Below are 20,472 nucleotides of genomic sequence, written 5' to 3' on the forward strand. Positions count from 1 at the left end.
AGATGAGCGACTGGAAACCCAAACGCTTCTGGACGACAAGCACGGTCGTTGAGACCGACGGGGGCTATACGGTTGAACTGGATGGTCGGCGGGTCAAAACGCCCGCCAAGGCTGCGCTGGACCTGCCCACGCGCCCTATGGCCGAGGCCGTTGCCCGGGAATGGGATGCACAGGAAAAGGAAATTGATCCGACCACGATGCCATTCACCCGTTCGGCCAATGCGGCGATCGACAAGGTGCGGCACCAGCATGGTGAGGTTGCCGATATGCTGGCCGATTACGGCGACTCGGATCTGTTGTGTTATCGGGCGACCCATCCCGAAACGTTGCAGCAGCGGCAGTCCGAGGCCTGGGATCCTGCATTGGATTGGGCTGCGGACGTGCTGGGCGCGCGGTTGATCCCGCGTGCAGGGGTGGTGCATCAACCGCAAGCTGCCGAGGTGCTGCACGGCCTGCGTGACCGGGTGCATGGACTGAATGCGTTCCAGCTGGCGGCGTTTCATGACCTCGTCAGCCTGTCGGGATCATTGATTCTTGGTTTCGCGGCAGCCCAGAATTGGCGCAAACCGGACGAGATATGGCGCATTTCTCGACTGGACGAGCTTTGGCAGATCGAACAATGGGGCCACGACGATGAGGCACATGCCGCCGCCGAAGTGAAACGGGCCGCCTTTCTGCACGCAAAGCAGTTCTTTGACCTCTCGTTCTGAGACGGATTCTCGTCAAATCGTGAATTTGTGTCCGATTCTGCCCGAAAAGACCTATCGTTTTCCCTGATCCAGCCCTTGACGTTTGTTGATGAATACGCCCAAACTCGGGCCACTAAAGGGGAGACACCTTTTGGGTAACCTTTCTGGCGCCTATGCGCCGGATCGAACCGTTCCATTCAGGGATGGAAAATCAGGAAGAGGTAAAAATGAAAAAATCCGTAATTTTGGGCGTGGCAACCATTGCCGGCCTGGCTGCTGGCGCGGCTGCAGCGGGTACCGTTGACGACGTGAAAGCCCGCGGCAAGCTGAACTGCGGCGTTGCAACCGGCGTACCCGGCTTTGCCAGCCCCGATGCCAATGGTGAGTGGCAGGGTTTTGACGTGGCCGTATGCCGCGCGGTAGCCGCTGCCGTTCTGGACGACCCAAGCGCCGTTGAGTTCATCCCGACCACCGGTAAAACACGTTTTACCGCGCTGGCTTCGGGCGAGATTGACATGCTGGCCCGTAACACCACGTGGACCTTCAGCCGCGACGTCGACCTGAAGTTCGAATTCGTCGGCATCAACTACTACGATGGTCAGGGCTTCATGGTTCCCAAGGCACTGGGCGTCAGCTCGGCCAAGGAACTGGACGGTGCAACCGTTTGCATCCAGACCGGCACCACAACTGAGCTTAACCTGGCGGATTTCTTCCGCATCAACAACATGAGCTACGAGCCGGTTCCGATCGAAACCAACGCCGAAGCGCAGCAGCAGTATCTGGCTGGTGCCTGTGACGTTTACACCACCGACGCATCGGGTCTGGCTGCTACGCGCGCCACCTTTGAAAACGCAGGCGACCACGTGATCCTGCCCGAAATCATCTCGAAAGAGCCGCTGGGCCCGCTTGTCCGTCATGGCGATCACGAGTGGGGCGATGTGGTCCGCTGGACCCTGAACGCACTGATCGCAGCGGAAGAGCTGGGTGTAACCTCGGCGAACATCGACGAGATGTCCAGCGGTGCCACCGACAACCCAGAGGTAAACCGCCTGTTGGGTACCGAAGGTACGCTGGGTGAGATGCTGGGTCTGGACGCGAACTGGGCACAGCGCGCGATCAAAGTCGGCGGTAACTACGGCGAAGTGTTTGCCAAGAACATCGGCGAGGAAACCCCGATCGGTCTGGCACGCGGCCTGAACGCACAGTGGACCGATGGTGGCCTGCTGTACGCACCGCCCTTCCGCTAAGATCCACGGAAAAGGGCGCGGGGGAACCCGCGCCCTTTTTCCTTCCATAAGAAACACGCCCGGAACGATCTGAGCAGAGGCAAACTCTGCCAACATCCGGGATGCACGGGGATATACATAGGTCATGACGACACTCACTGACCCGCCGAAGGAGCACTTCCGGCTGTCCATGCTCCTTTATGATACGCGGTACCGATCTGCGACCATTCAGGTCATAGCGATGATCGGTTTCATGCTTCTGGCAGCCTGGATTATCAACAACACCATTCAGAACCTTGAAACGCTGGGCAGAACAGTCGGGTTCGACTTTTTTGCCGAACCGGCCAGCTATGACATCAACCAACGCCTGCTGGAATACGACTCGCGCGATACACATCTGCGCGCGGCGTTTATAGGCCTGCTAAACACTCTGGTTGTTGCAGTTCTGGGCTGTATCACAGCAACGATCATCGGTGTCATGGTCGGTGTTTTGCGCCTGTCGAATAACTGGCTGATCGCGCGGATCATGACAGTCTATGTCGAGATGTTCCGTAACGTTCCAGTGCTGCTTTGGATCGTGTTCGCCATGGCGATCCTGATTGAAAGCCTGCCAGCACCGCGCGCCTTCCGAGGTGAAAACCCAGAAGCCACGATGGATCTTTTTGGCACGGTCGCGGTCACAAATCGCGGTGTCTATATCCCCGAGTTTCTGTTCTCGCGCGGATTGGGCGATATCCACCTTTTCGGTACATCAAGCCTGCGCTTTGATGTTTCGCTTGACCTGATCGCCTTCCTGATCGTGTTTGGCGGCAGCATCTTTGCGATGCGCAAGGTTTCGGCCTGGGCCAATTCAACGCAAGAAAAGACTGGCGATCGCCCGACCATCTGGCACATCCAACTGGGCCTTTTGTTCGTGCCATCAGCCATCCTGCTGGGCGTTCTGGGTTTTCACCTGGGCTACCCTGAGCTGAAAGGCTTCAACTTCAGCGGCGGTACCCACCTTCGTAACTCGCTGATTGCCTTGTGGCTGGCCCTGTCGCTGTACACTGCGGCATTCATCGCCGAGATCGTGCGCGCTGGTATTCTGGCTATTTCCAAGGGTCAGACCGAGGCTGCATCCGCACTGGGCCTGCGCCCGGGCCGGACCATGCGTCTGGTGATCTTGCCGCAGGCGTTGCGGGTGATCATCCCGCCAATGATCTCGAACTATCTGAACCTGACCAAGAACTCGTCGCTGGCGATCGCGGTCGGATATATGGACATCACGGGTACGCTGGGTGGCATCACTATGAACCAGACCGGTCGCGAGCTGGAATGCGTTCTGCTGCTGATGCTGGTCTACCTGTCCATCTCGCTGAGCATTTCGGCGGTGATGAACTGGTACAACAACCGTGTCAAACTGGTGGAGCGGTAATATGAGTGATGTTTCATTTGTCCGCACGGAAATGTTGCCGGAACAGGCACCACCCGCCTCCGAGGTCGGTGTACTGGGCTGGATCAAGCATAACCTGTTTTCAAGCTGGCTGAACGCGATCCTGACGATCGTCTCGTTGGTCTTCATCTACTATGTGCTCTCCAACATCCTGTCCTGGACGTTCGAATCCGTTTGGAACGCCAATTCCCTGTCGGAATGTCGTGAGATCATGATGGCTACGTGGGGCGATACGCATGGTCATGCCTGCTGGGGTGTGATCAAGGATCGTTGGCTACAGCTGCTATATGGGTTCTATCCGCCGTATCCGGCGCATCCGGATGCCACATGGTCGAACCCGCCTGAAACAGGGGCATGGCCGGCCTATTTCCGTCCGAACCTGACCTTCATCCTGTTGTTGGTTGCTATTGCGCCAGTGTTGTTCACTAAGGTGCCGCGTAAGCTGTTGATTGTAACGGCGGCTTATCCGTTCCTGCTGCCTTGGCTGATGTGGGGTGGGTCGATCTGGGGGCCGCTCATGGTCGCCGCCGGATTTGCCATCGGGTATTTCGCGTACAAGTTTGCGCTTCCGGTTGCCGGGTCTCTTGCCGCGATTATCCTTGCGATTGCGCTGCCCATACTATGGTGGCTGTTTGCTGCCGGTTCCGTGGCTGACGCAATCAATGCAATCATTCCGATCGGTATCGCGCCGGTGGAAAGCCGCGACTTTGGTGGCTTTATGCTAGCGATCCTGTTGGGTGTTGTGGCCATTGGTGTTTCGCTGCCTATCGGTATCGTGCTGGCGCTGGGTCGTCAGTCCGATCTGATGATCGTCAAATACCTGTGCGTGGGCTTTATCGAGTTCATTCGGGGCGTGCCGCTGATTACCCTGCTGTTTGTGGCATCGCTGTTGCTGAACCTGTTCCTGCCGCCGGGCACTAATTTTGACATCATCCTGCGGGTGATGATCATGATGACCCTGTTCTCGGCCGCCTATATGGCCGAGGTGATCCGGGGTGGTCTGGCCGCCCTGCCGCGTGGTCAGTACGAAGGCGCAGACAGTCTGGGCCTGAACTACTGGCAGGCGCAGCGGCTGATCATCATGCCACAGGCGCTGAAAATCTCGATCCCGGGCATCGTGAGCACGTTCATCGGTATCTTCAAGGATACGACTTTGGTCTCGATCATCGGTCTGTTCGACGTGATTGGCCTGACCAACGGCATCCGCGCCGATACCGCCTGGAACGGCGTCTACTGGGAACTGTTTGCCTTTATCGGCGTTCTGTTCTTCGTGGTTTGCTTCTCCATGTCCCGTTATTCCATGTACCTGGAGCGCAAGCTTCAGACTGGCCACCGTTAAGGAGTTCAACACATGTCTGAACTTGCAATTGAACGCGAAATCGACCGCTCCAAAATGCAGGTGAGCGACGAAATCGCCATCGAAATCACCAATATGAACAAGTGGTACGGGGCCTTCCACGTGCTGCGCGATATCAATCTGACCGTCAATCAAGGCGAGCGGATCGTGATCGCGGGGCCGTCGGGGTCGGGCAAGTCTACCCTGATCCGCTGCCTGAACGCGCTGGAGGAACACCAGCAGGGCACGATCATTGTGGATGGGACCGAGCTGTCGAATGACCTGAAAAACATCGACAAGATCCGGTCCGAGGTTGGCATGGTGTTCCAGCACTTCAACCTGTTCCCGCACCTGACCATTCTGGAAAACTGCACGCTGGCCCCGATCTGGGTGCGCAAGACGCCCAAGAAAGAGGCCGAAGAGCGCGCGATGCATTTCCTGGAAAAGGTGAAGATCCCTGAGCAGGCCGACAAGTATCCCGGTCAGCTTTCGGGTGGCCAGCAGCAGCGTGTTGCGATTGCCCGCTCGCTCTGCATGATGCCGCGGATCATGTTGTTCGATGAGCCAACCTCGGCGCTGGACCCTGAGATGATCAAAGAGGTGCTCGACACCATGATCGAGCTGGCCGAGGAAGGCATGACCATGCTGTGTGTGACCCACGAGATGGGCTTTGCCCGCCAGGTCGCCAACCGCGTGATCTTTATGGATGCCGGTCAGATTGTGGAGCAGAACGAACCGGAAGAGTTCTTCAACAACCCGCAGAGCGAACGGACCAAGTTGTTCCTCAGCCAGATTCTGGGACACTAAATTCGGATCAGAAAACCAAGAAGGCGGGGTGTCGACCTCGCCTTTTTCTATTCCAGCAGCTCGCGTGGGATCGTGAAGCCCAGAACCTCACCCTGATGCCATTCGAGCGCATTCCAGTCGGGGATATCGAACCGGATCACAGTCGTTGCGCAAGTCGGATAGTCGTAGAATCTCGAATGATCGGGCTGGTTGCGTACCAGCCGATTTGCAAATGCAGCGATGCCGGGATTATGCCCCAGCATTAGTACGGTATTGCCGGTGGCTGTGGCCAATTCGGCGAACATCTCATCGGGGACGGTCAGATACAAGGCGGGGGTAAAGCGGATTTCCGGGGTGCTCAGCCCCAGCCTGTCCCACGTTTCCCGGGTGCGCTTGGCGCTTGAGCAGATAACGTCATCCGGCAGCCAGCCATTGCTTTGCAGCCACGCCCCAATTGCGGGGGCCGAGTTGCGTCCTCGATTGTTCAACGGGCGGTCGTGATCTTCGGCAAAGGGATCGCCCCAACTGGACTTGGCATGGCGCATTAGGATCAGTGTGCGGGTCATGATCGGTGAAACGCTTTCATGTGATGCGCAGATTGCTCTGGCTGGCGCTCTGCGCCGGCGCTGAGAGGGCAGGCGAGCCGGGCAAGGCAGCCTTTATTCATGCAGCTGTGTCCCGCCTTGGTATCGAGATGATCATGACAGGCTGCTACGTCATAGAAGCTGTGGGTGTTCAAAGCCCCAACCGGACAGGTTGTTGCACAAGGCGCGGGGCATTCTGTGCAGGGTGACGATTGAGACACGGATGGAATTGAAAACTCATCCGCAAAATGCAACGCACCACGGAATGATATCATCATCCCTACCGTATCGTGCACCAGGGCCCCGACTGGACTGCTGAAGGTGCGACCGGACTTAAGTGCCCAGTCAATGAAGGGTGCGTATGGTGGGCCGCCGAACGGATAGTAGGCGGTGCCCCTCATGTCCCGCGCAAGCTGGCCGATCACCCGTCTAGACCAGCGATCAACCGGGTCGGGTTGGCCATCCTGCCACTCAGCCGAGGCCTTTAGAGCAGGCCAGAATGCCCCCGCAGCCCCCAGAAGGATTAGGGTTCCGTCATCAAGTTGCTTTGCTTCACTGGGCCTTGGATGAAGTGCACCCATAACTATCAGCCCAACCTGAGTGGCTGCTCGTTCGACATTGGCGTAGGTCATCAGCGGCGGAAGGGCAGAGCCAGGCTCCAGCCCAGTTTTGTTGGTCGATCGTCCTGCCATTCCAATCCCACGCTCATTTGTTCGTGCCCGTCCCGAGGTTGTGCGATGTAAGTCCCCAGCATTCGGTCCCAGATAGACAGTGCAAAGCCATAATTGCTGTCATGCTCTGTTCGGAATACCGAATGATGTACGCGATGCATATCGGGTGTCACAAGAATCCTACGTACTACGGCGTCAACGGCAAGGGGGAGCTTCAAGTTTGAATGATTGAACAACGCTGTGCCATTAAGAAGGATCTCGAACAGGAACACAGCCAGGGCGCTGGCGCCGAGCAGATAGATTAGCCCGATTTTCAGGATCATGGACAACGCGATTTCAACCGGGTGAAAGCGGACTGCAGTAGTGACGTCCATGTCTCGGTCGGCGTGATGCACACGATGTAGCCGCCAAAGGATTGGCACCTTGTGGGTAATCAGATGCTGTAGCCAGATTGCAAAGTCCAGAATCAGCACACATAGAATAAGCTCAACCCACCCTGGCCAGGCGAGCCAATTAAAAACGCCCAATCCATTTTTCCCGGCATCAATGGCAGCGCCAACTGCCAATAAGGGCAACCCAATCGCCATAGTCCTGAGCATCAGTGTGTTCAAAACAGTGATTGATAGATTGGTTAGCCACCGATTTTTTCGCGGAAAGGTTCGTAAGCGTTTTGGCGCAATTGTCTCTGCCGCCGCAAACACAACAAACAGGATCAAAAACACGCTTAGGCGAAATAGGGGCTCGTTCTCCATACATTCACAATCGAGCATGTTAATGCCCGGTGCAAGATGTTGAAGATCACTATGGCGTTAATCAGGACGGATCAAGGATCCGGCACCGTGTTCCGTAAACAGTTCGAGCAACACCGCATTTGGCGCGCGCCCGTCCAGAATAACGACCGCCCGAACGCCATTATGCAGCGCGTCCAGCGCAGTTTCGGTTTTTGGAATCATCCCACCCGCAATAGTGCCTTCACGCGTCATCTCACGAATCTGGCCGGCTTTGAGCTCGGTCACGACATCGCCCGCTGCGTTCTTGACGCCCGCTACATCGGTCAGCAGCAGCAGGCGGTCTGCCTTAAGAGCTGAGGCGATCGCCCCGGCTGCAGTGTCGCCATTCACATTGAAGGTTTCGCCATTCCGACCTGCGCCCAGCGGCGCGATCACAGGGATAACATCATGCGCAAACAGGTCATGCAGGATTTTGGGGTTCATCTCGGACGGTGTGCCGACAAACCCGAGCGAGGCGTCGGTCTGTTCGCACATCATCAAATGGGCATCCTTGCCCGACAGACCCACAGCCATGCCACCCTGCGCATTGATCGCCTGCACGATCCGCTTGTTCACAAGGCCCGACAGGACCATTTCGACCACTTCGACTGTGGCTTTGTCCGTCACGCGTTTACCACCCACAAACTCGGACTGGATATCCAGTTTGTCGAGCATCGCATTGATCATTGGGCCACCGCCGTGCACGACGACCGGGTTTACGCCAACCTGACGCATAAGCACCACATCGCGCGCAAAGCTTTCCATGGCTTCGTCGCTGCCCATGGCGTGGCCACCTAGCTTGATGACGACAATCGCACCGTCGTATCGCTGCAGATAGGGCAGGGCGCTGTTCAATGTGGCGGCGGTGGCGATCCAATCCCGGTTCATATCTCGTGTCTTCATGGCTGAGTGTCCCTCTGGGAACCTGTGTTAGGGTGTTTGGAGGATGGTGCCAAGACCGGATCGCGGAAACAGCCAATCTGAACGGGCCGTACCCGATGGGCGCAGCCCGGCTTCCTTAGCTCATAACTTGGATATTGCTGAACAGCGTCACTCCAGATGCGCAATGATCGAACGCAGGGTCGGAATGCCGTCGCCCTTCTCGGATGAGGTCAACACGATCTCGGGGAAGGCCGCAGGATGTTTCGAAAGCGCGGCGCGTACCTGGTCCAGCACTTTTTCCCGGTCTTTTGCTTTGACCTTGTCGGCCTTTGTCAGAACGCACTGAAAGGTCACTGCGCTGGTATCCAGCAGCTTCATGATCTCGGCGTCCACAGGTTTCACCCCGTGGCGCGAGTCGATCAGGACGAAGGCACGGCGCAGGGTCTGACGTCCACTCAGATACTGTTTCAGCAGACGTTGCCATTTTTCCACGACCTTCACCGGCGCGTTCGCATACCCGTACCCAGGCAGGTCGACCAAATAGAGTTCAGGCCCTTGCGTGAAAAAGTTGATCTCTTGTGTACGCCCCGGCGTGTTCGAGGCACGTGCTAACCCCTTGGTGCCCGTTAGCGCGTTGATCAAGCTGGATTTACCGACATTCGAACGCCCGGCGAAACATACCTCCAGCCGATCGGGGGCAGGCAGGCCATCCATGGCAACGACGCCTTTGACGAATTCGGATGGCCCGGCAAACAGCTTTCGACCGGTTTCCGTTGCGAATTCATCTGGAGTTTCAGCTAGTGGAAAGGGAAGTGTGGTCATAGAACCTGAACCTCGTCACCGGTGTGAATGGTGCCGCCTTCCAGAACTTCGGCATAAACGCCAAAATCCTGATGATCCCAGCTGCTCAGCGCACCCAGTGTGTCGGCATCCCGCTCACCCGTTTCAGGGTTGGCGGTTGTCGCCAAACACCGCGTGATGCGTTCGCGCACATGAAAAACGGCCTTGCCGATCCGGATGTCGCGGCCAATCCAGTCGAGCTCATTCCACAGCGGCAGGCCATCGAACCAGATATTTCCACGCCAGCGAGCGATAGAAAGATCCCTGCCTAGCTTCTGCTCGACCGCCCGATGCGACGACATGTTGCACAAACTGATCGAAGGAAAATCGCTGTCCGTCATGCCGCGATTAGCGGCGCGGACAATGCGGGCAGACGCAGCGCGATCTGCAGGCATCAGTGGTTTGACCCAGTCCAGAAAGGTGTCCTGATGCGCGTCGGGCTCAAAGCTTAGATCGGGGCGATCGGGATGGCTCAGCGTGACCGAGTCGCCTTGCAGCTGCGCCGAGATTGCCATCAACTGAGGGGCCTTCGCGCCTCGGCTGAAATTGGCGCAGGGTGCCCATTCCGATCCATCCGCTTTCGACGCCTCATGTGCAACCGCCCAAACACGATCCCCGGGCATGGTATGCCCGGGGATCATGGTAACGTGATCAAGGCGTTCACGCCCGTGACTTTTGATCGGGTGCCGCCAAATGCTGGTGACCGAACCGCTCATTTGTCGTCCGTCTTTGGCGTTCGTTTGAAGCCTGATTTGATGTTGCCGAATACATCGGGCGTATAGCCCTGGCTCCGCATGATCAGGTATTGCTGGGTAAATGTGATCGTGTTGTTCGCGATCCAGTAGACCACCAAACCGCTGGCAAATCCGCCCAGCATGAACATGAAAACCCATGGCATCCAGGCAAAGATCATCGCCTGTGTTGCATCGGTCGGTGCCGGGTTCAGTTTCTGCTGCAGCCACATCGAGATACCCAGCAGCAGTGGCAGGATACCGATAAAGATCAGCGCCATGAAGCTTTCAGGCTGCGGTGCCGCCCAAGGCAGCCAACCAAAGAAGTTGAAGATTGAGGTCGGATCCGGAGCGCTGAGGTCCTGGAACGGGCCAAACCATGGGGCTTGACGCAGTTCGATGGTGACAAAAATCACCTTGTACAGCGAGAAGAAGATGGGGATCTGCATCAGGATCGGCAAACAGCCTGCGGCCGGGTTAACCTTTTCCTTCTTGTACAGCTCCATCATGCCTTGCTGCATCTTCTGGCGGTCATCCCCTGCGGCCTCTTTCAAGGCCTCCATCTGGGGCTGCAATTCCTTCATCTTGGCCATCGAAACGTAGGATTTGAACGCCAGCGGGAACAGGATCGCCTTGATGATCAGGGTCAGGCCGATGATGGACCAGCCCATGTTGCCGATCAGCAGGTTGATGTTGTGCAGCAGCCAGAAGATCGGCTTGGTCAGGAAGAAGAACCAGCCCCAGTCGATGCTGTCGATGAACTTCTGCACACCTTCGGCCTGGTATTCCCGAATGGCTTCCCATTCCTTGGCACCAGCGAACAGGCGTGTGGTCACTTTAGCAGTCTCACCCGGCGCTACGGTCAGCGTCGGCAGCACCGTTTCGGTTTGATAGATTTTGCGGCGCGAGTCATATTTTGCGGCTGCTTTGAAGGTCGAGCCCGGCTCTGGGATCAGCGTGGTCATCCAGTAGTGATCCGTGAAGCCGATCCAGCCATCTTCCTTGACCTGATAGACCTCGGCCTGCGCCCGTTCGTTCGGGTCGATGTCAAAATCGCGGACATCACCATAGTCAACTTCTGACAGCGTGCCGTCCGCCATGCCGATCACACCCTCATGCAGGATGAAGAAGTTTTTCAGGCCCGGAAGGTCGCCATCTTCACCAATACCGTGGCGTGCAAGAATGCCATAGGGGGCCATGCCCACCTCGGATTGGGTCGCGTTTTCAACCGATTGGGTAACTGTGAACATGTAGTCCTGGTCGACCGCGATGGTGCGGCGGAAAGTCAGGCCATTGCCATTGTCCCAGGCCAGCGTGATGGGGTTGTCTACGCCAAGCGTCTCACCCTCTTCCAATGTCCAGAGCGTGTTGGGGCCCGGGACATCCGCACCTGCAACTCCTGTACCCGGTGCCCAGCCGTAAAGGGCATAATAAGCCGATTCCGAACCAACCGGAGACAGCAGCTCAACAATAGGCGCGCCTTCTTCGATCGAGACTTTATAATCTTTCAGAAACAGCTCATCGATCCGCCCGCCGGACAGGGACAGGCTGCCTTTCAGACGGGGGGTGTCGATGTTGACGCGAGGGGCTTGTTCCTCTGGCAGTGTTTCCTCGGCGGTCGCTGTGGCTTCACCCACGGTGCTGGTCGCGCTGGGTGTTTGCACCTCGTCGCCTTCCAGAGCAGCAATTTCTGCAGCGTCCTGCGTCGTGGTTGATTCCGGCGGTGGGAACAGCACGAACCAGACAAGGATCACCAGAAAGCTGAGCGCGGTTGCAAGGATGAGATTTTTGTTCTGATCGTCCATCGGGGACAGCCACCTTGAGCAGTGAAACACACCCGGTGGGTTCAACAGAGTGCAGCCCCAAAGGTCAAGCGGAATCGCCCATCAAATCGCTCCGGCGCTGGATTTGGCGCACCGTAATTGCAGATTTCATCCCATTTTGCGACCGATCTTGGATGCACCCCTGATCTTGGCACGATGCGCCGCGATCCAATCCAGGGTCTGCTCAAATGGCATTGGCTTTGCAATTCCGAACCCCTGAACGTGGTTACTGCCCAATTGCGCCATCAGCGCGTGCTCGCCGGGCGTTTCCACGCCTTCGGCGAGCGTCTCGAGGTTCAGACGTTCAGCCATGGTCAGAATGGCGCTGACCAGTTGCTGCTGGCTGGGATCTTGATCCGATTTGGTGACAAATGTCCGATCAATCTTGATCCTCGAGACGTCAAACCGCTTGATCGAGGCGATCGAGGCATGGCCGGTTCCAAAGTCATCCAGGTCGATACAGCATCCAAGCGCAGCCATGCCGGTTACATTCCGCGTGATCACGTCATCCGGCCTGCGCGAGAACACGGTTTCCAGAATCTCAACCGCCAGCCGATCCGGTGTCAAATCAAACTGATCCAACTCCCATTTCAGGCGGTCGATCAAGCCGGGATTGCGCAACTCATCGGATGAGAAATTGATACCGATCCGGGGCACAACGCATGCTGCACGATCCCAAGCTTGCATCGCTTTAAAAGCATGGTGACGCATGATTTGGCCTAGCCGCTCCATCAGTTCGGCTTGCTCGGCGAAGGGCAGGAATACCTGCGGGCTGAGAACACCTTTTATTGGATGCTCCCACCTTGCCAAAGCCTCGAACCCTGTGATGTTCCCATTATCCGTTGAAACCTGAGGCTGAAACCAGGGCCGAATCTCTCCATTGTCCAATGCCGCCTCGAACTCTTTTCTCAAATTGGCTCGGACCAGGGATCGCCGACGGGTCGCGGTTGAATAGGCGCGTATGGTGGAGGGACCGCTTCTTTGCGCCTCGGACAGTGCAGCGGTGGCAGCGCCAATCCACTCATCAGCCTCGGCCTGTCGCAGGTCTGAATGCAGGCAGAACCCGATCGAGCAGGATTGGTAAACTCCTGTGCCATTCAACAGAAGCGGCTCTTCGACTGCGCTTTGGATGCGGCCAGACATTTGAATGCAGGCTTCCAGATCAAGATGTGGGGAGGGATGCAGGCCAATGAGAAACCGGTTCTGATCGATCTGCGAAAAGATGTCCTGATTTCGGATGATCGACAGGATACGATCACTGAATTGCTGCTTTACATGAGTGGCGGCAGCCTGACCGTGCAGATCTTGAAGCTCGGCATAGCCGTCCAAAGCAATTGCGATACAGGCGGCATTCTCACCTGATTTGCTGACCGATTCACTCAACGCCTCCAACTCTGATTGGAATACGTCATATGGAACCAGGCCGCTGGGGCGCATACCTGAACTGCGGGCTGTATAAGAACGGCTTCCCCAATTTCCGATGACGGCAAAAGCAAGGGGCAAACCCAACGCCGTGGTAACAAGCGCACGTTCACCGCCCAACCAGAAGGCGGCTAAACACGCCGCGGGAATAAATGCCAGAACCTGCGGTCCGGTGAGAAATATCTGCAGCGTTTCGGAACAACGGTCGACAAAGAGGAATTTCCGCATAGGTTTTACGGCCTTCAGCTTGGGCTAGGATCGCGCAAGCCAACCGTAGAAAATCAATCTGAGTCAGGCGTTAACGTAACTGGGGAATATCGTCTGAATTTTCGTCTTTTTGAATCGGATCGATCGAAAGATTTGCGAAATCAAACAGTTTTGGGTCCAGAAGATGCGAAGGCCGCGCATTGGTCAATGCCCGAAACATCACTTGCCGCCGACCGGGGCTGTTCTTTTCCCACTGATCGAGGATCTGCTTGACCTGCTGACGCTGCAGCCCGTCCTGACTGCCACACAGATCGCAGGGTATGATGGGATAGTTCATCGCCTTGGCGAATTTCTCGCAATCCGCCTCGGCCACATGGGCCAGCGGGCGATAGACGAACAGATCACCTTCTTCATTCACCAGTTTTGGTGGCATGGTTGCAAGACGACCGCCATGGAACAGGTTCATGAAAAAGGTTTCAAGGATGTCATCGCGGTGATGGCCAAGCACAACTGCGGAACAACCTTCCTCGCGCGCGATACGATAGAGGTTGCCCCGACGCAGGCGTGAACACAGCGCACAATAGGTGCGGCCCTGCGGAACTTTGTCCATCACAACGGAATAGGTGTCCTGATACTCAATCCGATGTGGCACCCCCATACGGTCTAGGAATTCTGGCAGGACTGTTGCCGGGAACCCCGGTTGCCCCTGATCCAGATTGCAGGCCAGAAGATCCACGGGCAGCAGACCGCGCCATTTCAGTTCGTAGAGCACCGCCAGAAGGGTATAGCTGTCCTTACCGCCCGATAGGCAGACCAACCAGCGGGGTGTTTTACCTTCGGCGGTGCGGTCCACCATGCCGTACTGCTCAATGGCCTCGCGCGTCTGGCGCACGATGCGCTTGCGCAGCTTCTTGAACTCGGTGGTTGAAGGCGCACCGGTAAAAAGCGGATGGATATCGTCGGCTTCATCAAACATGGGCGGGGCCTATCGCAGTTGGGTGAACCGGGCAAGGGTCAGGGTCGTTCGTCGTCGGGCACAGGGTCATAGCCATCGCCACCCCACGGATGGCAGCGCCCGATCCGGCGCGCCGCCAGCCATGCGCCCTTGATGGCGCCGTGTTTTTCAAGCGCTTCCAGTGCATAGGCGGAACAAGTCGGCTGATAGCGGCAGTTAAATCCAACCCAGGGGCTGAAGATCAACCGGTAGGCCCGGACGGGCAGGGCGAGGAGATGGGCAAATATGTTCACTTGCCACCCCCATGAATTTTGCGCAGGGCATAGCGCAGATCGTCTTTCAGCGCATCAAACGGCCGTGCAGCGGTAACCTCGGCGCGGCCGATCAACACGTAGTCCCAGCCCGCATGCCCATGAATAGGTAATACGGCCCGCGCGGCTTCACGCAGGCGGCGTTTGGCGCGGTTGCGGGCGACGGCATTGCCGACCTTCTTTGAGCAGGTGAACCCGATGCGAATGCCCGCAGCCTCATCAGCGCCACGTTTACGCGCCTGCACCATCATCGATGCAGTGCCTTGCCGTTTGGCCCGCGCGGCTTTCAGAAAGTCCGAGCGATTCTGCAGTACGGTCAATGATTCAGATGCGCAAACGGACGCCGCCGGGGGCATCACCCTCGGCTGGTTGTTACCATCCTCAGGGGCCTCCGGCGGCGTCATGTTCATAACCTGAAAGGTCGAGCGGCTTATGCGCTCAGCGACTTGCGGCCGCGTGCGCGACGTGCGTTCAGGATTTTGCGGCCGGCTTTGGTAGCCATGCGCGCGCGGAAACCGTGGCGGCGTTTGCGAACCAGGTTCGAAGGCTGATAGGTGCGTTTCATCGCTCCGTCTCCAATCTATAGCGGTGGGTGCGGCGCGGATTCGCCTAGCCCTAGTGTTCGAAGCCCGTCCTCTACTGGGTAGCGGGGGGTAAGTCAAACCCCTAGGTGGGGGTTTTGGTGCGTTTTGCAACAAATCTGTAATCTGCCCGGGCAAAAGATTTCAAAAACCGGGTTCAGAGCGCGTATCCCTCACATTAAGTGCCATAAACATCAAGGCCCCGTGAGGCCTCTGTTGCAGCGCGCGCGGGCGGCGCATGTTGTGGGTAAGATGAATGAACAAGAACCTGCTACCCAGATGAACGAAACCACCAAGATCCCGCGCAACGGGCTGGCACGTCATATCCCTTTGGCGGTGATTCTCGCCGTTGCCGCCGTGGGGTTCTTTGCGCTGGGCGACTATCTGACCTTTGAAACCCTGCGCGACAATCGCGAGGCTTTGCTGGCCTGGCGCGATTCAAACTACTGGGCGATGGCTGCGGCTTTCGTAGGGATTTACATCATTATTGTTGCTTTCTCGCTGCCTGGCGCTGCGGTCGCTTCGATGACCGGTGGGTTCCTGTTCGGGTTGCTTGCAGGAACGGCTTTCAATGTTTTTGCCGCCACCATAGGCGCTTCGACGATCTTTCTGGCCGCACGCTGGGGTTTGGGTGAATCTCTGACCGCCAAGCTTGAAGCCTCGGAAGGGACGGTCAAGAAACTGAAGGACGGGCTGCGTGAGAATGAAATCTCGGTTTTGTTCCTGCTGCGTCTTGTTCCTGTGGTGCCCTTCTTCGTTGCCAATCTGGTGCCGGCATTGGTTGGGGTAAAGTTCCGAAACTTCCTGATTACGACGGCGCTGGGCATCATCCCTGGTGGGATTGTCTATACCTGGATCGGTGTTGGGCTGGGTGGTGTCTTTGATCGCGGCGAAACTCCGGATGTCTCGCTGTTATGGGAACCCTTCGTGATCGGGCCAATTATTGGCTTGTGCGCGCTGGCAGCGCTGCCGATTGTCATCAAATCCCTCCGTGGTCGAAAGGGCTCCTGATCCATGCAAGAGTTGAAAACCGATATCCTGGTGATCGGGGCCGGGTCAGGCGGGTTGTCTGTAGCCGCAGGGGCCAGCCAGATGGGTGCGGATGTCATCCTGCTGGAAGGCCACAAGATGGGTGGGGATTGCCTGAACTTCGGCTGTGTCCCATCCAAAGCTCTGATCGCCAGCGGCAAGGCTGCATATGCTCAGGCCCACGCGTCGGCTTTTGGCGTCGCGGATGCGATGCCACAAGTGGATTACGCAGCTGCCAAGGATCATGTGCAGAGTGTTATCGCCCAGATCGAACCCATGGACAGTCAGGAGCGTTTTGAAGGCTTTGGCGTCAAGGTAATCCGGGAGTACGGCCGATTCATCTCACCCACGCAGGTACAGGCCGGAGATCATCTGATCACCGCCCGTCGCGTCGTGGTGGCCACAGGTTCATCGCCCTTGGTGCCGCCGCTGCCCGGGCTGGATCAAGTGCCGTATTACACCAACGAGACCATATTCGACCTGCGCGATAAGCCCGAGCACCTGCTGATCATTGGCGGAGGTCCCATCGGCATGGAAATGGCGCAGGCGCATAACCGGCTGGGCTGCAAAGTGGCCGTGATCGAGGGCCTTAGTGCGCTGGGCAAAGACGACCCTGAAGCTGCAGCCGTCGTGCTGGACAGCCTTCGGACTGAAGGTGTCGAAATCCATGAAAACGCCATGGTGTCCCAGATCCGAGAAAATGCAGGCACCATTGAGGTGGTCACTGAGAATGATGAGGTCTACGCGGGCTCTCATCTGTTGCTGGCCGTCGGACGCAAGGCCAATATCGACCGTCTGAACCTCGACACTGCCGGGATCGACAGCACGCGGGCAGGCATCAAGGTGGACGACTCTTTACGCACGAGCAATCGCAAGGTCTATGCCATTGGTGATGTTGCAGGTGGGCTGCAATTCACCCATGTCGCCGGATATCATGCGGGGATCATCATCCGCTCTGCCTTATTTGGGCTTCCGTCGAAAGCGAAGACCGCTCATATCCCATGGGCCACCTATACAGATCCCGAACTGGCACAGGTCGGCCTGACCGAGGCACAAGCCCGTGAACAGCATGGCGACGCGGTGGAGGTTGCCCGGTTCGACTATCACCACAATGACCGCGCAGTTTCCGAGCGCAAGACCAAGGGGTTCATCAAGGTGATGGTCGTAAAGGGCCGACCTGTGGGCGTGACAATCGTCGGATATCAGGCCGGAGAATTGATCAACTTGTGGTCGCTTGCGCTGGCCAATAATCTCAAGATGGGTCAGATCGCAGCGATGGTTTCGCCTTACCCAACGGTCGGAGAGCTTAACAAACGTGTGGCAGGAGCCTATTTCTCTCCAAGGCTGTTTGAGAATCAAATGGTTAAACGAGTGGTCAGGTTCGTCCAGCGCTGGATTCCCTGACCCAAGGAGGAGCGTAAAGTGAACTCGCTGTCGGGCCGATTTCTGATCCTGACGACGGTCTTCGTCATGTTGGCCGAAGTGCTGATCTTTGTGCCCTCGATCGCGCGTTTCCGTGAAGATTTTCTGCTGAACCGGCTGGAACGCGCCCAGATCGCCTCGCTTGCTTTGTTGGCCGACGATATGCTGGCTGAAGAGCTTGAAGCGGAATTGCTGTCAAATGCGGGGGTCTATAACGTCGTATTGCGCCGCGACGAGGTGCGTCAGCTAATGCTGTCTTCACCGATCCCGACCCAGATCACCAAGACCTTTGATTTGCGTAATGCCAGCGCTTGGGTGCTGATCCGTGATGCTGTCTCGAGGCTGTTTACCCCCGAAAACGAGGTCATTCGTGTGATCGGCGCGCCGGTCAAAGACGCAGGACTGTTGATCGAGGTGACAATGGACAGTGAGCCCTTGCGCATGGCCATGACGGATTATGGGCTCCGCATCCTTGGGCTGTCCTTTGTGATCTCAATCATAACGGCCTCGTTCCTGTTTCTGGCTGTGCGCGTGGTACTGGTGCGTCCGATCAAAAGCGTTGTTGGCTACATGCAGCGCTATGCCAGCGCACCTGAGGATGCGCGCGGCATCATCTCCCCCAATTCCAAGGTGACCGAACTGCGCGAGGCCGAAGAGGCCCTGCAGATGCTTCAAACCGATCTGACCCAGGCCCTGAAACAACGTGAACGTCTGGCCCAGTTGGGCGGGGCGGTGGCTAAGGTCAGCCACGATCTGCGCAACATTCTGACCTCTGCTCAGCTGTTTACCGATCGAATTGAGGCCAGCAATGACCCCCTGGTGGCGCGAATGGCACCCAAACTTGTCAATTCGATCACGCGGGCGGTTTCTTTGTGCGAAAGCACCTTGGCGTTCGGACGCGCCGAAGAACCAGCCCCAACCCTGACCATGGTTCGCTTGCGGGACGTTACCGCAGATGTTGTCGCCAGCGAGCAACTCGCCATTGCCGATGCCTGCGTTGAGATTGTGAACGACGTACCCGAAGATCTTGTTATCCGTGCCGACCCGGAACAGATTTTCAGGGTTGTCATGAATCTTGTGCGCAATGCCCGGCAAGCACTTCTGGTCTCGGGTAAGGCGGGGCGCGTAACGGTGTCTGCATCTGAGCTTGAAGCCGACTGGTGCATCGAAATCAGCGATACGGGTCCAGGCCTGCCTCCTAAGGCCCGAGAGAATCTGTTTACACCATTTCAGGGTGGTGTTCGCAAAGGCGGCTCGGGACTTGGGCTCGCGATTTCGCAAGAATTGGTGCGGGGTCACGGCGGAGACCTGTTTCTGAAAGACACAGGGCCTGATGGAACCACCTTTGAAATAAGGCTTCCACGCGGCGATATGACTTTTTGAAGTTTTTTTTGAAGAATCGACTTGCGCGCCCTTGGCCTCGGGTCTACATACCGCCTCACCAACGCGGACCGATAGCTCAGCTGGATAGAGTACTTGACTACGAATCAAGGGGTCGGGGGTTCGAATCCTCCTCGGTCCGCCACTGGTTTTCTTGTCAGGCGACACATAATTCTGCCACCAGCGACAGAACCTTGCCATTTTCGCCTCACTTCCATCATCCAGCACCTAGACCGATTTCAATGATCCTGACTTCCCTTTTGGGAAAATCAGGGCTGATTTGCAGATCAGACGCTGAAGGCGCCTGTTCCTGCTGATCTGCCACGTGGCGAACGCGGATGGGGGCGAGGCAATGCTATTCGACAATAGTGGTGCGGCCCGCAGGCGTAGCCGAGGACACGGTTTTGTCTAATAGGGTTGCCCGAGGGGGAAGGCAGCGCCTTACCCCTGATGGCCAGGGGCGTTTGGCTTGTCCAAATCCCGCTGTCTCATAAAAACAAGTGCGACGGTGCAGGCCGCGCCGGTACTTTTTGCGCCAGAACGCGTTGTTTTTCTAATGAATCAGGCGGAAAGCGGTCATTCGCCGCGCTTCTCACCAACGTCCGCAATGCAGAGCTGCTGTTCGAAGTAATTCGACGGCAGAATGCTCCGAGATTTAACACACGGCGGGTCCCGGCCTCACCATCACCAAAAATGCCTTTATCGTTGTGAATGCGGCGGACAAGCGGATTGGGCATTCAAACGCGGGTCTCTGGCATCAAGGGATGGACGTCGACCGAGGTGATCTTCGTGGTGCCACTTCTGGCTACCAGGGTTATTTGAACTCTGTCATATCGACCTTGCGACGGGCCATGGCATGGAAATTCTCCATAGTGAACTCCACCTCCTCACCCGTGGTCCAGTCAAAAAGAGAGCGTTGGACCTGCGTCAATGGGCCCTCGTAAACATGGATGGCCAGGCTTTGCTCATCCTCTGCCGTGATCGCGTGGATCGCATCGGGACCAAGGCGCACGACATCACCCGCCCTGACCAGGCTGTTGCCGCCATGGCGCAGCTTGCCGGGCTCGCGCTTATACAGTACCTCGACCTCGGCCCCACGATAAACGGCGATGTGCACCCCCATGCAATGTTCGTGAGGGGCGAAGACCACATCCGAATTGTAGCGACACATCCAGATCGAACAGGTTTCATCCTCGAATACCATCACCTCGTCTTCGTCCAATTTGGCGATGGCATCGGCCAGATCTTCCTTGTGCGACTGGCTGTCTTGTAGCACTGCACGAACGGCCGCTGTGCGGTCTGGAGACGCGGCAGCCTCACGGATGGTCCCGGCAAGTTCTTCCAATGTTTGCTTTTCCATATGACTACTCCCCATCAACCATTTGTCTGTTGCTA

At 57.1% G+C, this 20,472-nt stretch carries 22 protein-coding genes and 1 tRNA gene; 9 read left to right on the forward strand and 14 right to left on the reverse strand.

Annotation, left to right across the window (positions count from 1 at the left end):
• Positions 1-2 precede the first annotated feature (2 nt).
• The 5 genes from ACR0CZ_RS04000 to ACR0CZ_RS04020 all read left to right on the forward strand — a co-directional run bounded on the left by ACR0CZ_RS04000 (position 3) and on the right by ACR0CZ_RS04020 (position 5,490).
• Entirely contained in the window at positions 3-710 is a 708-nt protein-coding gene (locus ACR0CZ_RS04000; RefSeq protein ID WP_170567416.1) for an ATP12 family protein, read from the forward strand.
• A gap of 206 nt (positions 711-916) precedes the next feature.
• Complete coding sequence (locus ACR0CZ_RS04005) at positions 917-1,936, forward strand: amino acid ABC transporter substrate-binding protein (RefSeq protein ID WP_170392882.1); 1,020 nt, start codon at positions 917-919, stop codon at positions 1,934-1,936.
• Between the two features lie 124 nt (positions 1,937-2,060).
• Positions 2,061-3,329, forward strand: coding sequence for an ABC transporter permease subunit (locus ACR0CZ_RS04010; RefSeq protein WP_170392881.1), 1,269 nt, complete (start codon positions 2,061-2,063; stop codon positions 3,327-3,329).
• Position 3,330: 1 nt separating this feature from the next.
• Entirely contained in the window at positions 3,331-4,686 is a 1,356-nt protein-coding gene (locus ACR0CZ_RS04015) for an amino acid ABC transporter permease (RefSeq protein ID WP_170392880.1), read from the forward strand.
• 12 nt (positions 4,687-4,698) lie between these two features.
• Positions 4,699-5,490 (forward strand): amino acid ABC transporter ATP-binding protein, encoded by a 792-nt coding sequence (locus ACR0CZ_RS04020; protein WP_304621965.1) that lies wholly within the window; start codon positions 4,699-4,701, stop codon positions 5,488-5,490.
• 47 nt (positions 5,491-5,537) lie between these two features.
• On the opposite strand, the gene ACR0CZ_RS04025 is transcribed toward ACR0CZ_RS04020, so the two are convergent.
• From ACR0CZ_RS04025 to rpmH, 12 genes are all read right to left on the reverse strand, one after another.
• Positions 5,538-6,035 (reverse strand): histidine phosphatase family protein, encoded by a 498-nt coding sequence (locus ACR0CZ_RS04025; protein WP_170392879.1) that lies wholly within the window; start codon positions 6,033-6,035, stop codon positions 5,538-5,540.
• Positions 6,032-6,685: a ferredoxin gene (locus tag ACR0CZ_RS04030; RefSeq protein ID WP_170392878.1), complete on the reverse strand. Its 654-nt coding sequence runs from the start codon at positions 6,683-6,685 to the stop codon at positions 6,032-6,034. The genes ACR0CZ_RS04025 and ACR0CZ_RS04030 overlap by 4 nt, the downstream gene beginning before the upstream one ends.
• The gene (locus ACR0CZ_RS04035; protein ID WP_480537072.1) at positions 6,685-7,476 is read right to left on the reverse strand and encodes a sterol desaturase family protein; all 792 of its coding nucleotides are present in this window, start codon (positions 7,474-7,476) and stop codon (positions 6,685-6,687) included. Before ACR0CZ_RS04035 ends, ACR0CZ_RS04030 begins: the two co-directional genes overlap by 1 nt.
• 57 nt (positions 7,477-7,533) lie before the next feature.
• Positions 7,534-8,397, reverse strand: a complete 864-nt coding sequence (argB, locus tag ACR0CZ_RS04040) for an acetylglutamate kinase (RefSeq protein ID WP_170392876.1) — start codon at positions 8,395-8,397, stop codon at positions 7,534-7,536.
• 147 nt (positions 8,398-8,544) lie between these two features.
• On the reverse strand, positions 8,545-9,198 hold the full coding sequence (yihA, locus tag ACR0CZ_RS04045; RefSeq protein WP_170392875.1) for a ribosome biogenesis GTP-binding protein YihA/YsxC: 654 nt from the start codon (positions 9,196-9,198) through the stop codon (positions 8,545-8,547).
• Positions 9,195-9,932, reverse strand: coding sequence for an MOSC domain-containing protein (locus tag ACR0CZ_RS04050; RefSeq protein WP_170392874.1), 738 nt, complete (start codon positions 9,930-9,932; stop codon positions 9,195-9,197). The genes yihA and ACR0CZ_RS04050 overlap by 4 nt, the downstream gene beginning before the upstream one ends.
• A complete protein-coding gene (gene yidC, locus ACR0CZ_RS04055) occupies positions 9,929-11,752 on the reverse strand; it encodes a membrane protein insertase YidC (RefSeq protein ID WP_170392873.1) in 1,824 nt (607 codons plus the stop codon). The genes ACR0CZ_RS04050 and yidC overlap by 4 nt, the downstream gene beginning before the upstream one ends.
• 126 nt (positions 11,753-11,878) lie before the next feature.
• Positions 11,879-13,420, reverse strand: coding sequence for a GGDEF domain-containing phosphodiesterase (locus ACR0CZ_RS04060; protein ID WP_170392872.1), 1,542 nt, complete (start codon positions 13,418-13,420; stop codon positions 11,879-11,881).
• A 70-nt stretch (positions 13,421-13,490) separates the two neighbouring features.
• Positions 13,491-14,375 (reverse strand): tRNA 2-thiocytidine(32) synthetase TtcA, encoded by an 885-nt coding sequence (gene ttcA / locus ACR0CZ_RS04065; protein WP_170392871.1) that lies wholly within the window; start codon positions 14,373-14,375, stop codon positions 13,491-13,493.
• Positions 14,376-14,413: 38 nt separating this feature from the next.
• Positions 14,414-14,647 (reverse strand): membrane protein insertion efficiency factor YidD, encoded by a 234-nt coding sequence (yidD, locus tag ACR0CZ_RS04070; protein ID WP_170392870.1) that lies wholly within the window; start codon positions 14,645-14,647, stop codon positions 14,414-14,416.
• Entirely contained in the window at positions 14,644-15,069 is a 426-nt protein-coding gene (gene rnpA, locus ACR0CZ_RS04075; protein WP_170392869.1) for a ribonuclease P protein component, read from the reverse strand. The genes yidD and rnpA overlap by 4 nt, the downstream gene beginning before the upstream one ends.
• Positions 15,070-15,095: 26 nt before the next feature.
• The gene (gene rpmH, locus ACR0CZ_RS04080) at positions 15,096-15,230 is read right to left on the reverse strand and encodes a 50S ribosomal protein L34 (protein WP_005980833.1); all 135 of its coding nucleotides are present in this window, start codon (positions 15,228-15,230) and stop codon (positions 15,096-15,098) included.
• A gap of 268 nt (positions 15,231-15,498) precedes the next feature.
• Here rpmH and ACR0CZ_RS04085 point away from each other — a divergent pair, with 268 nt between their 5' ends.
• The 4 genes from ACR0CZ_RS04085 (at position 15,499) to ACR0CZ_RS04100 (ending at position 19,222) form a co-directional block, all read left to right on the forward strand.
• Positions 15,499-16,257, forward strand: coding sequence for a TVP38/TMEM64 family protein (locus ACR0CZ_RS04085; protein ID WP_480503723.1), 759 nt, complete (start codon positions 15,499-15,501; stop codon positions 16,255-16,257).
• Positions 16,258-16,260: 3 nt separating this feature from the next.
• Positions 16,261-17,679, forward strand: a complete 1,419-nt coding sequence (locus tag ACR0CZ_RS04090) for an FAD-dependent oxidoreductase (RefSeq protein WP_170465249.1) — start codon at positions 16,261-16,263, stop codon at positions 17,677-17,679.
• An 18-nt stretch (positions 17,680-17,697) separates the two neighbouring features.
• Entirely contained in the window at positions 17,698-19,080 is a 1,383-nt protein-coding gene (locus ACR0CZ_RS04095) for a sensor histidine kinase (protein WP_480503721.1), read from the forward strand.
• A gap of 65 nt (positions 19,081-19,145) precedes the next feature.
• Positions 19,146-19,222: transfer RNA gene (locus ACR0CZ_RS04100), tRNA-Arg, on the forward strand.
• A gap of 343 nt (positions 19,223-19,565) precedes the next feature.
• Here ACR0CZ_RS04100 and ACR0CZ_RS04105 read toward each other — a convergent pair.
• A complete protein-coding gene (locus tag ACR0CZ_RS04105; protein ID WP_480537071.1) occupies positions 19,566-19,814 on the reverse strand; it encodes a hypothetical protein in 249 nt (82 codons plus the stop codon).
• A gap of 77 nt (positions 19,815-19,891) precedes the next feature.
• On the reverse strand, positions 19,892-20,437 hold the full coding sequence (locus ACR0CZ_RS04110; protein ID WP_480537070.1) for a hypothetical protein: 546 nt from the start codon (positions 20,435-20,437) through the stop codon (positions 19,892-19,894).
• Positions 20,438-20,472: the final 35 nt, after the last annotated feature.

The organism is Ruegeria sp. H9 (assembly GCF_056532915.1).

What these genes read in the sequence shown, in the direction of transcription:
- ACR0CZ_RS04000 (WP_170567416.1), top strand. Translation starts at nt 3, where the DNA reads ATGAGCGACTGGAAACCCAAACGCTTCTGGACGACAAGCACGGTCGTT.
- ACR0CZ_RS04005 (WP_170392882.1), top strand. Translation starts at nt 917, where the DNA reads ATGAAAAAATCCGTAATTTTGGGCGTGGCAACCATTGCCGGCCTGGCT.
- ACR0CZ_RS04010 (WP_170392881.1), top strand. Translation starts at nt 2,061, where the DNA reads ATGACGACACTCACTGACCCGCCGAAGGAGCACTTCCGGCTGTCCATG.
- ACR0CZ_RS04015 (WP_170392880.1), top strand. Translation starts at nt 3,331, where the DNA reads ATGAGTGATGTTTCATTTGTCCGCACGGAAATGTTGCCGGAACAGGCA.
- ACR0CZ_RS04020 (WP_304621965.1), top strand. Translation starts at nt 4,699, where the DNA reads ATGTCTGAACTTGCAATTGAACGCGAAATCGACCGCTCCAAAATGCAG.
- ACR0CZ_RS04025 (WP_170392879.1), bottom strand. Translation starts at nt 6,035, where the DNA reads ATGACCCGCACACTGATCCTAATGCGCCATGCCAAGTCCAGTTGGGGC.
- ACR0CZ_RS04030 (WP_170392878.1), bottom strand. Translation starts at nt 6,685, where the DNA reads ATGACCTACGCCAATGTCGAACGAGCAGCCACTCAGGTTGGGCTGATA.
- ACR0CZ_RS04035 (WP_480537072.1), bottom strand. Translation starts at nt 7,476, where the DNA reads ATGGAGAACGAGCCCCTATTTCGCCTAAGCGTGTTTTTGATCCTGTTT.
- argB (WP_170392876.1), bottom strand. Translation starts at nt 8,397, where the DNA reads ATGAAGACACGAGATATGAACCGGGATTGGATCGCCACCGCCGCCACA.
- yihA (WP_170392875.1), bottom strand. Translation starts at nt 9,198, where the DNA reads ATGACCACACTTCCCTTTCCACTAGCTGAAACTCCAGATGAATTCGCA.
- ACR0CZ_RS04050 (WP_170392874.1), bottom strand. Translation starts at nt 9,932, where the DNA reads ATGAGCGGTTCGGTCACCAGCATTTGGCGGCACCCGATCAAAAGTCAC.
- yidC (WP_170392873.1), bottom strand. Translation starts at nt 11,752, where the DNA reads ATGGACGATCAGAACAAAAATCTCATCCTTGCAACCGCGCTCAGCTTT.
- ACR0CZ_RS04060 (WP_170392872.1), bottom strand. Translation starts at nt 13,420, where the DNA reads ATGCGGAAATTCCTCTTTGTCGACCGTTGTTCCGAAACGCTGCAGATA.
- ttcA (WP_170392871.1), bottom strand. Translation starts at nt 14,375, where the DNA reads ATGTTTGATGAAGCCGACGATATCCATCCGCTTTTTACCGGTGCGCCT.
- rnpA (WP_170392869.1), bottom strand. Translation starts at nt 15,069, where the DNA reads ATGACGCCGCCGGAGGCCCCTGAGGATGGTAACAACCAGCCGAGGGTG.
- rpmH (WP_005980833.1), bottom strand. Translation starts at nt 15,230, where the DNA reads ATGAAACGCACCTATCAGCCTTCGAACCTGGTTCGCAAACGCCGCCAC.
- ACR0CZ_RS04085 (WP_480503723.1), top strand. Translation starts at nt 15,499, where the DNA reads ATGAATGAACAAGAACCTGCTACCCAGATGAACGAAACCACCAAGATC.
- ACR0CZ_RS04090 (WP_170465249.1), top strand. Translation starts at nt 16,261, where the DNA reads ATGCAAGAGTTGAAAACCGATATCCTGGTGATCGGGGCCGGGTCAGGC.
- ACR0CZ_RS04105 (WP_480537071.1), bottom strand. Translation starts at nt 19,814, where the DNA reads ATGCCCAATCCGCTTGTCCGCCGCATTCACAACGATAAAGGCATTTTT.
- ACR0CZ_RS04110 (WP_480537070.1), bottom strand. Translation starts at nt 20,437, where the DNA reads ATGGAAAAGCAAACATTGGAAGAACTTGCCGGGACCATCCGTGAGGCT.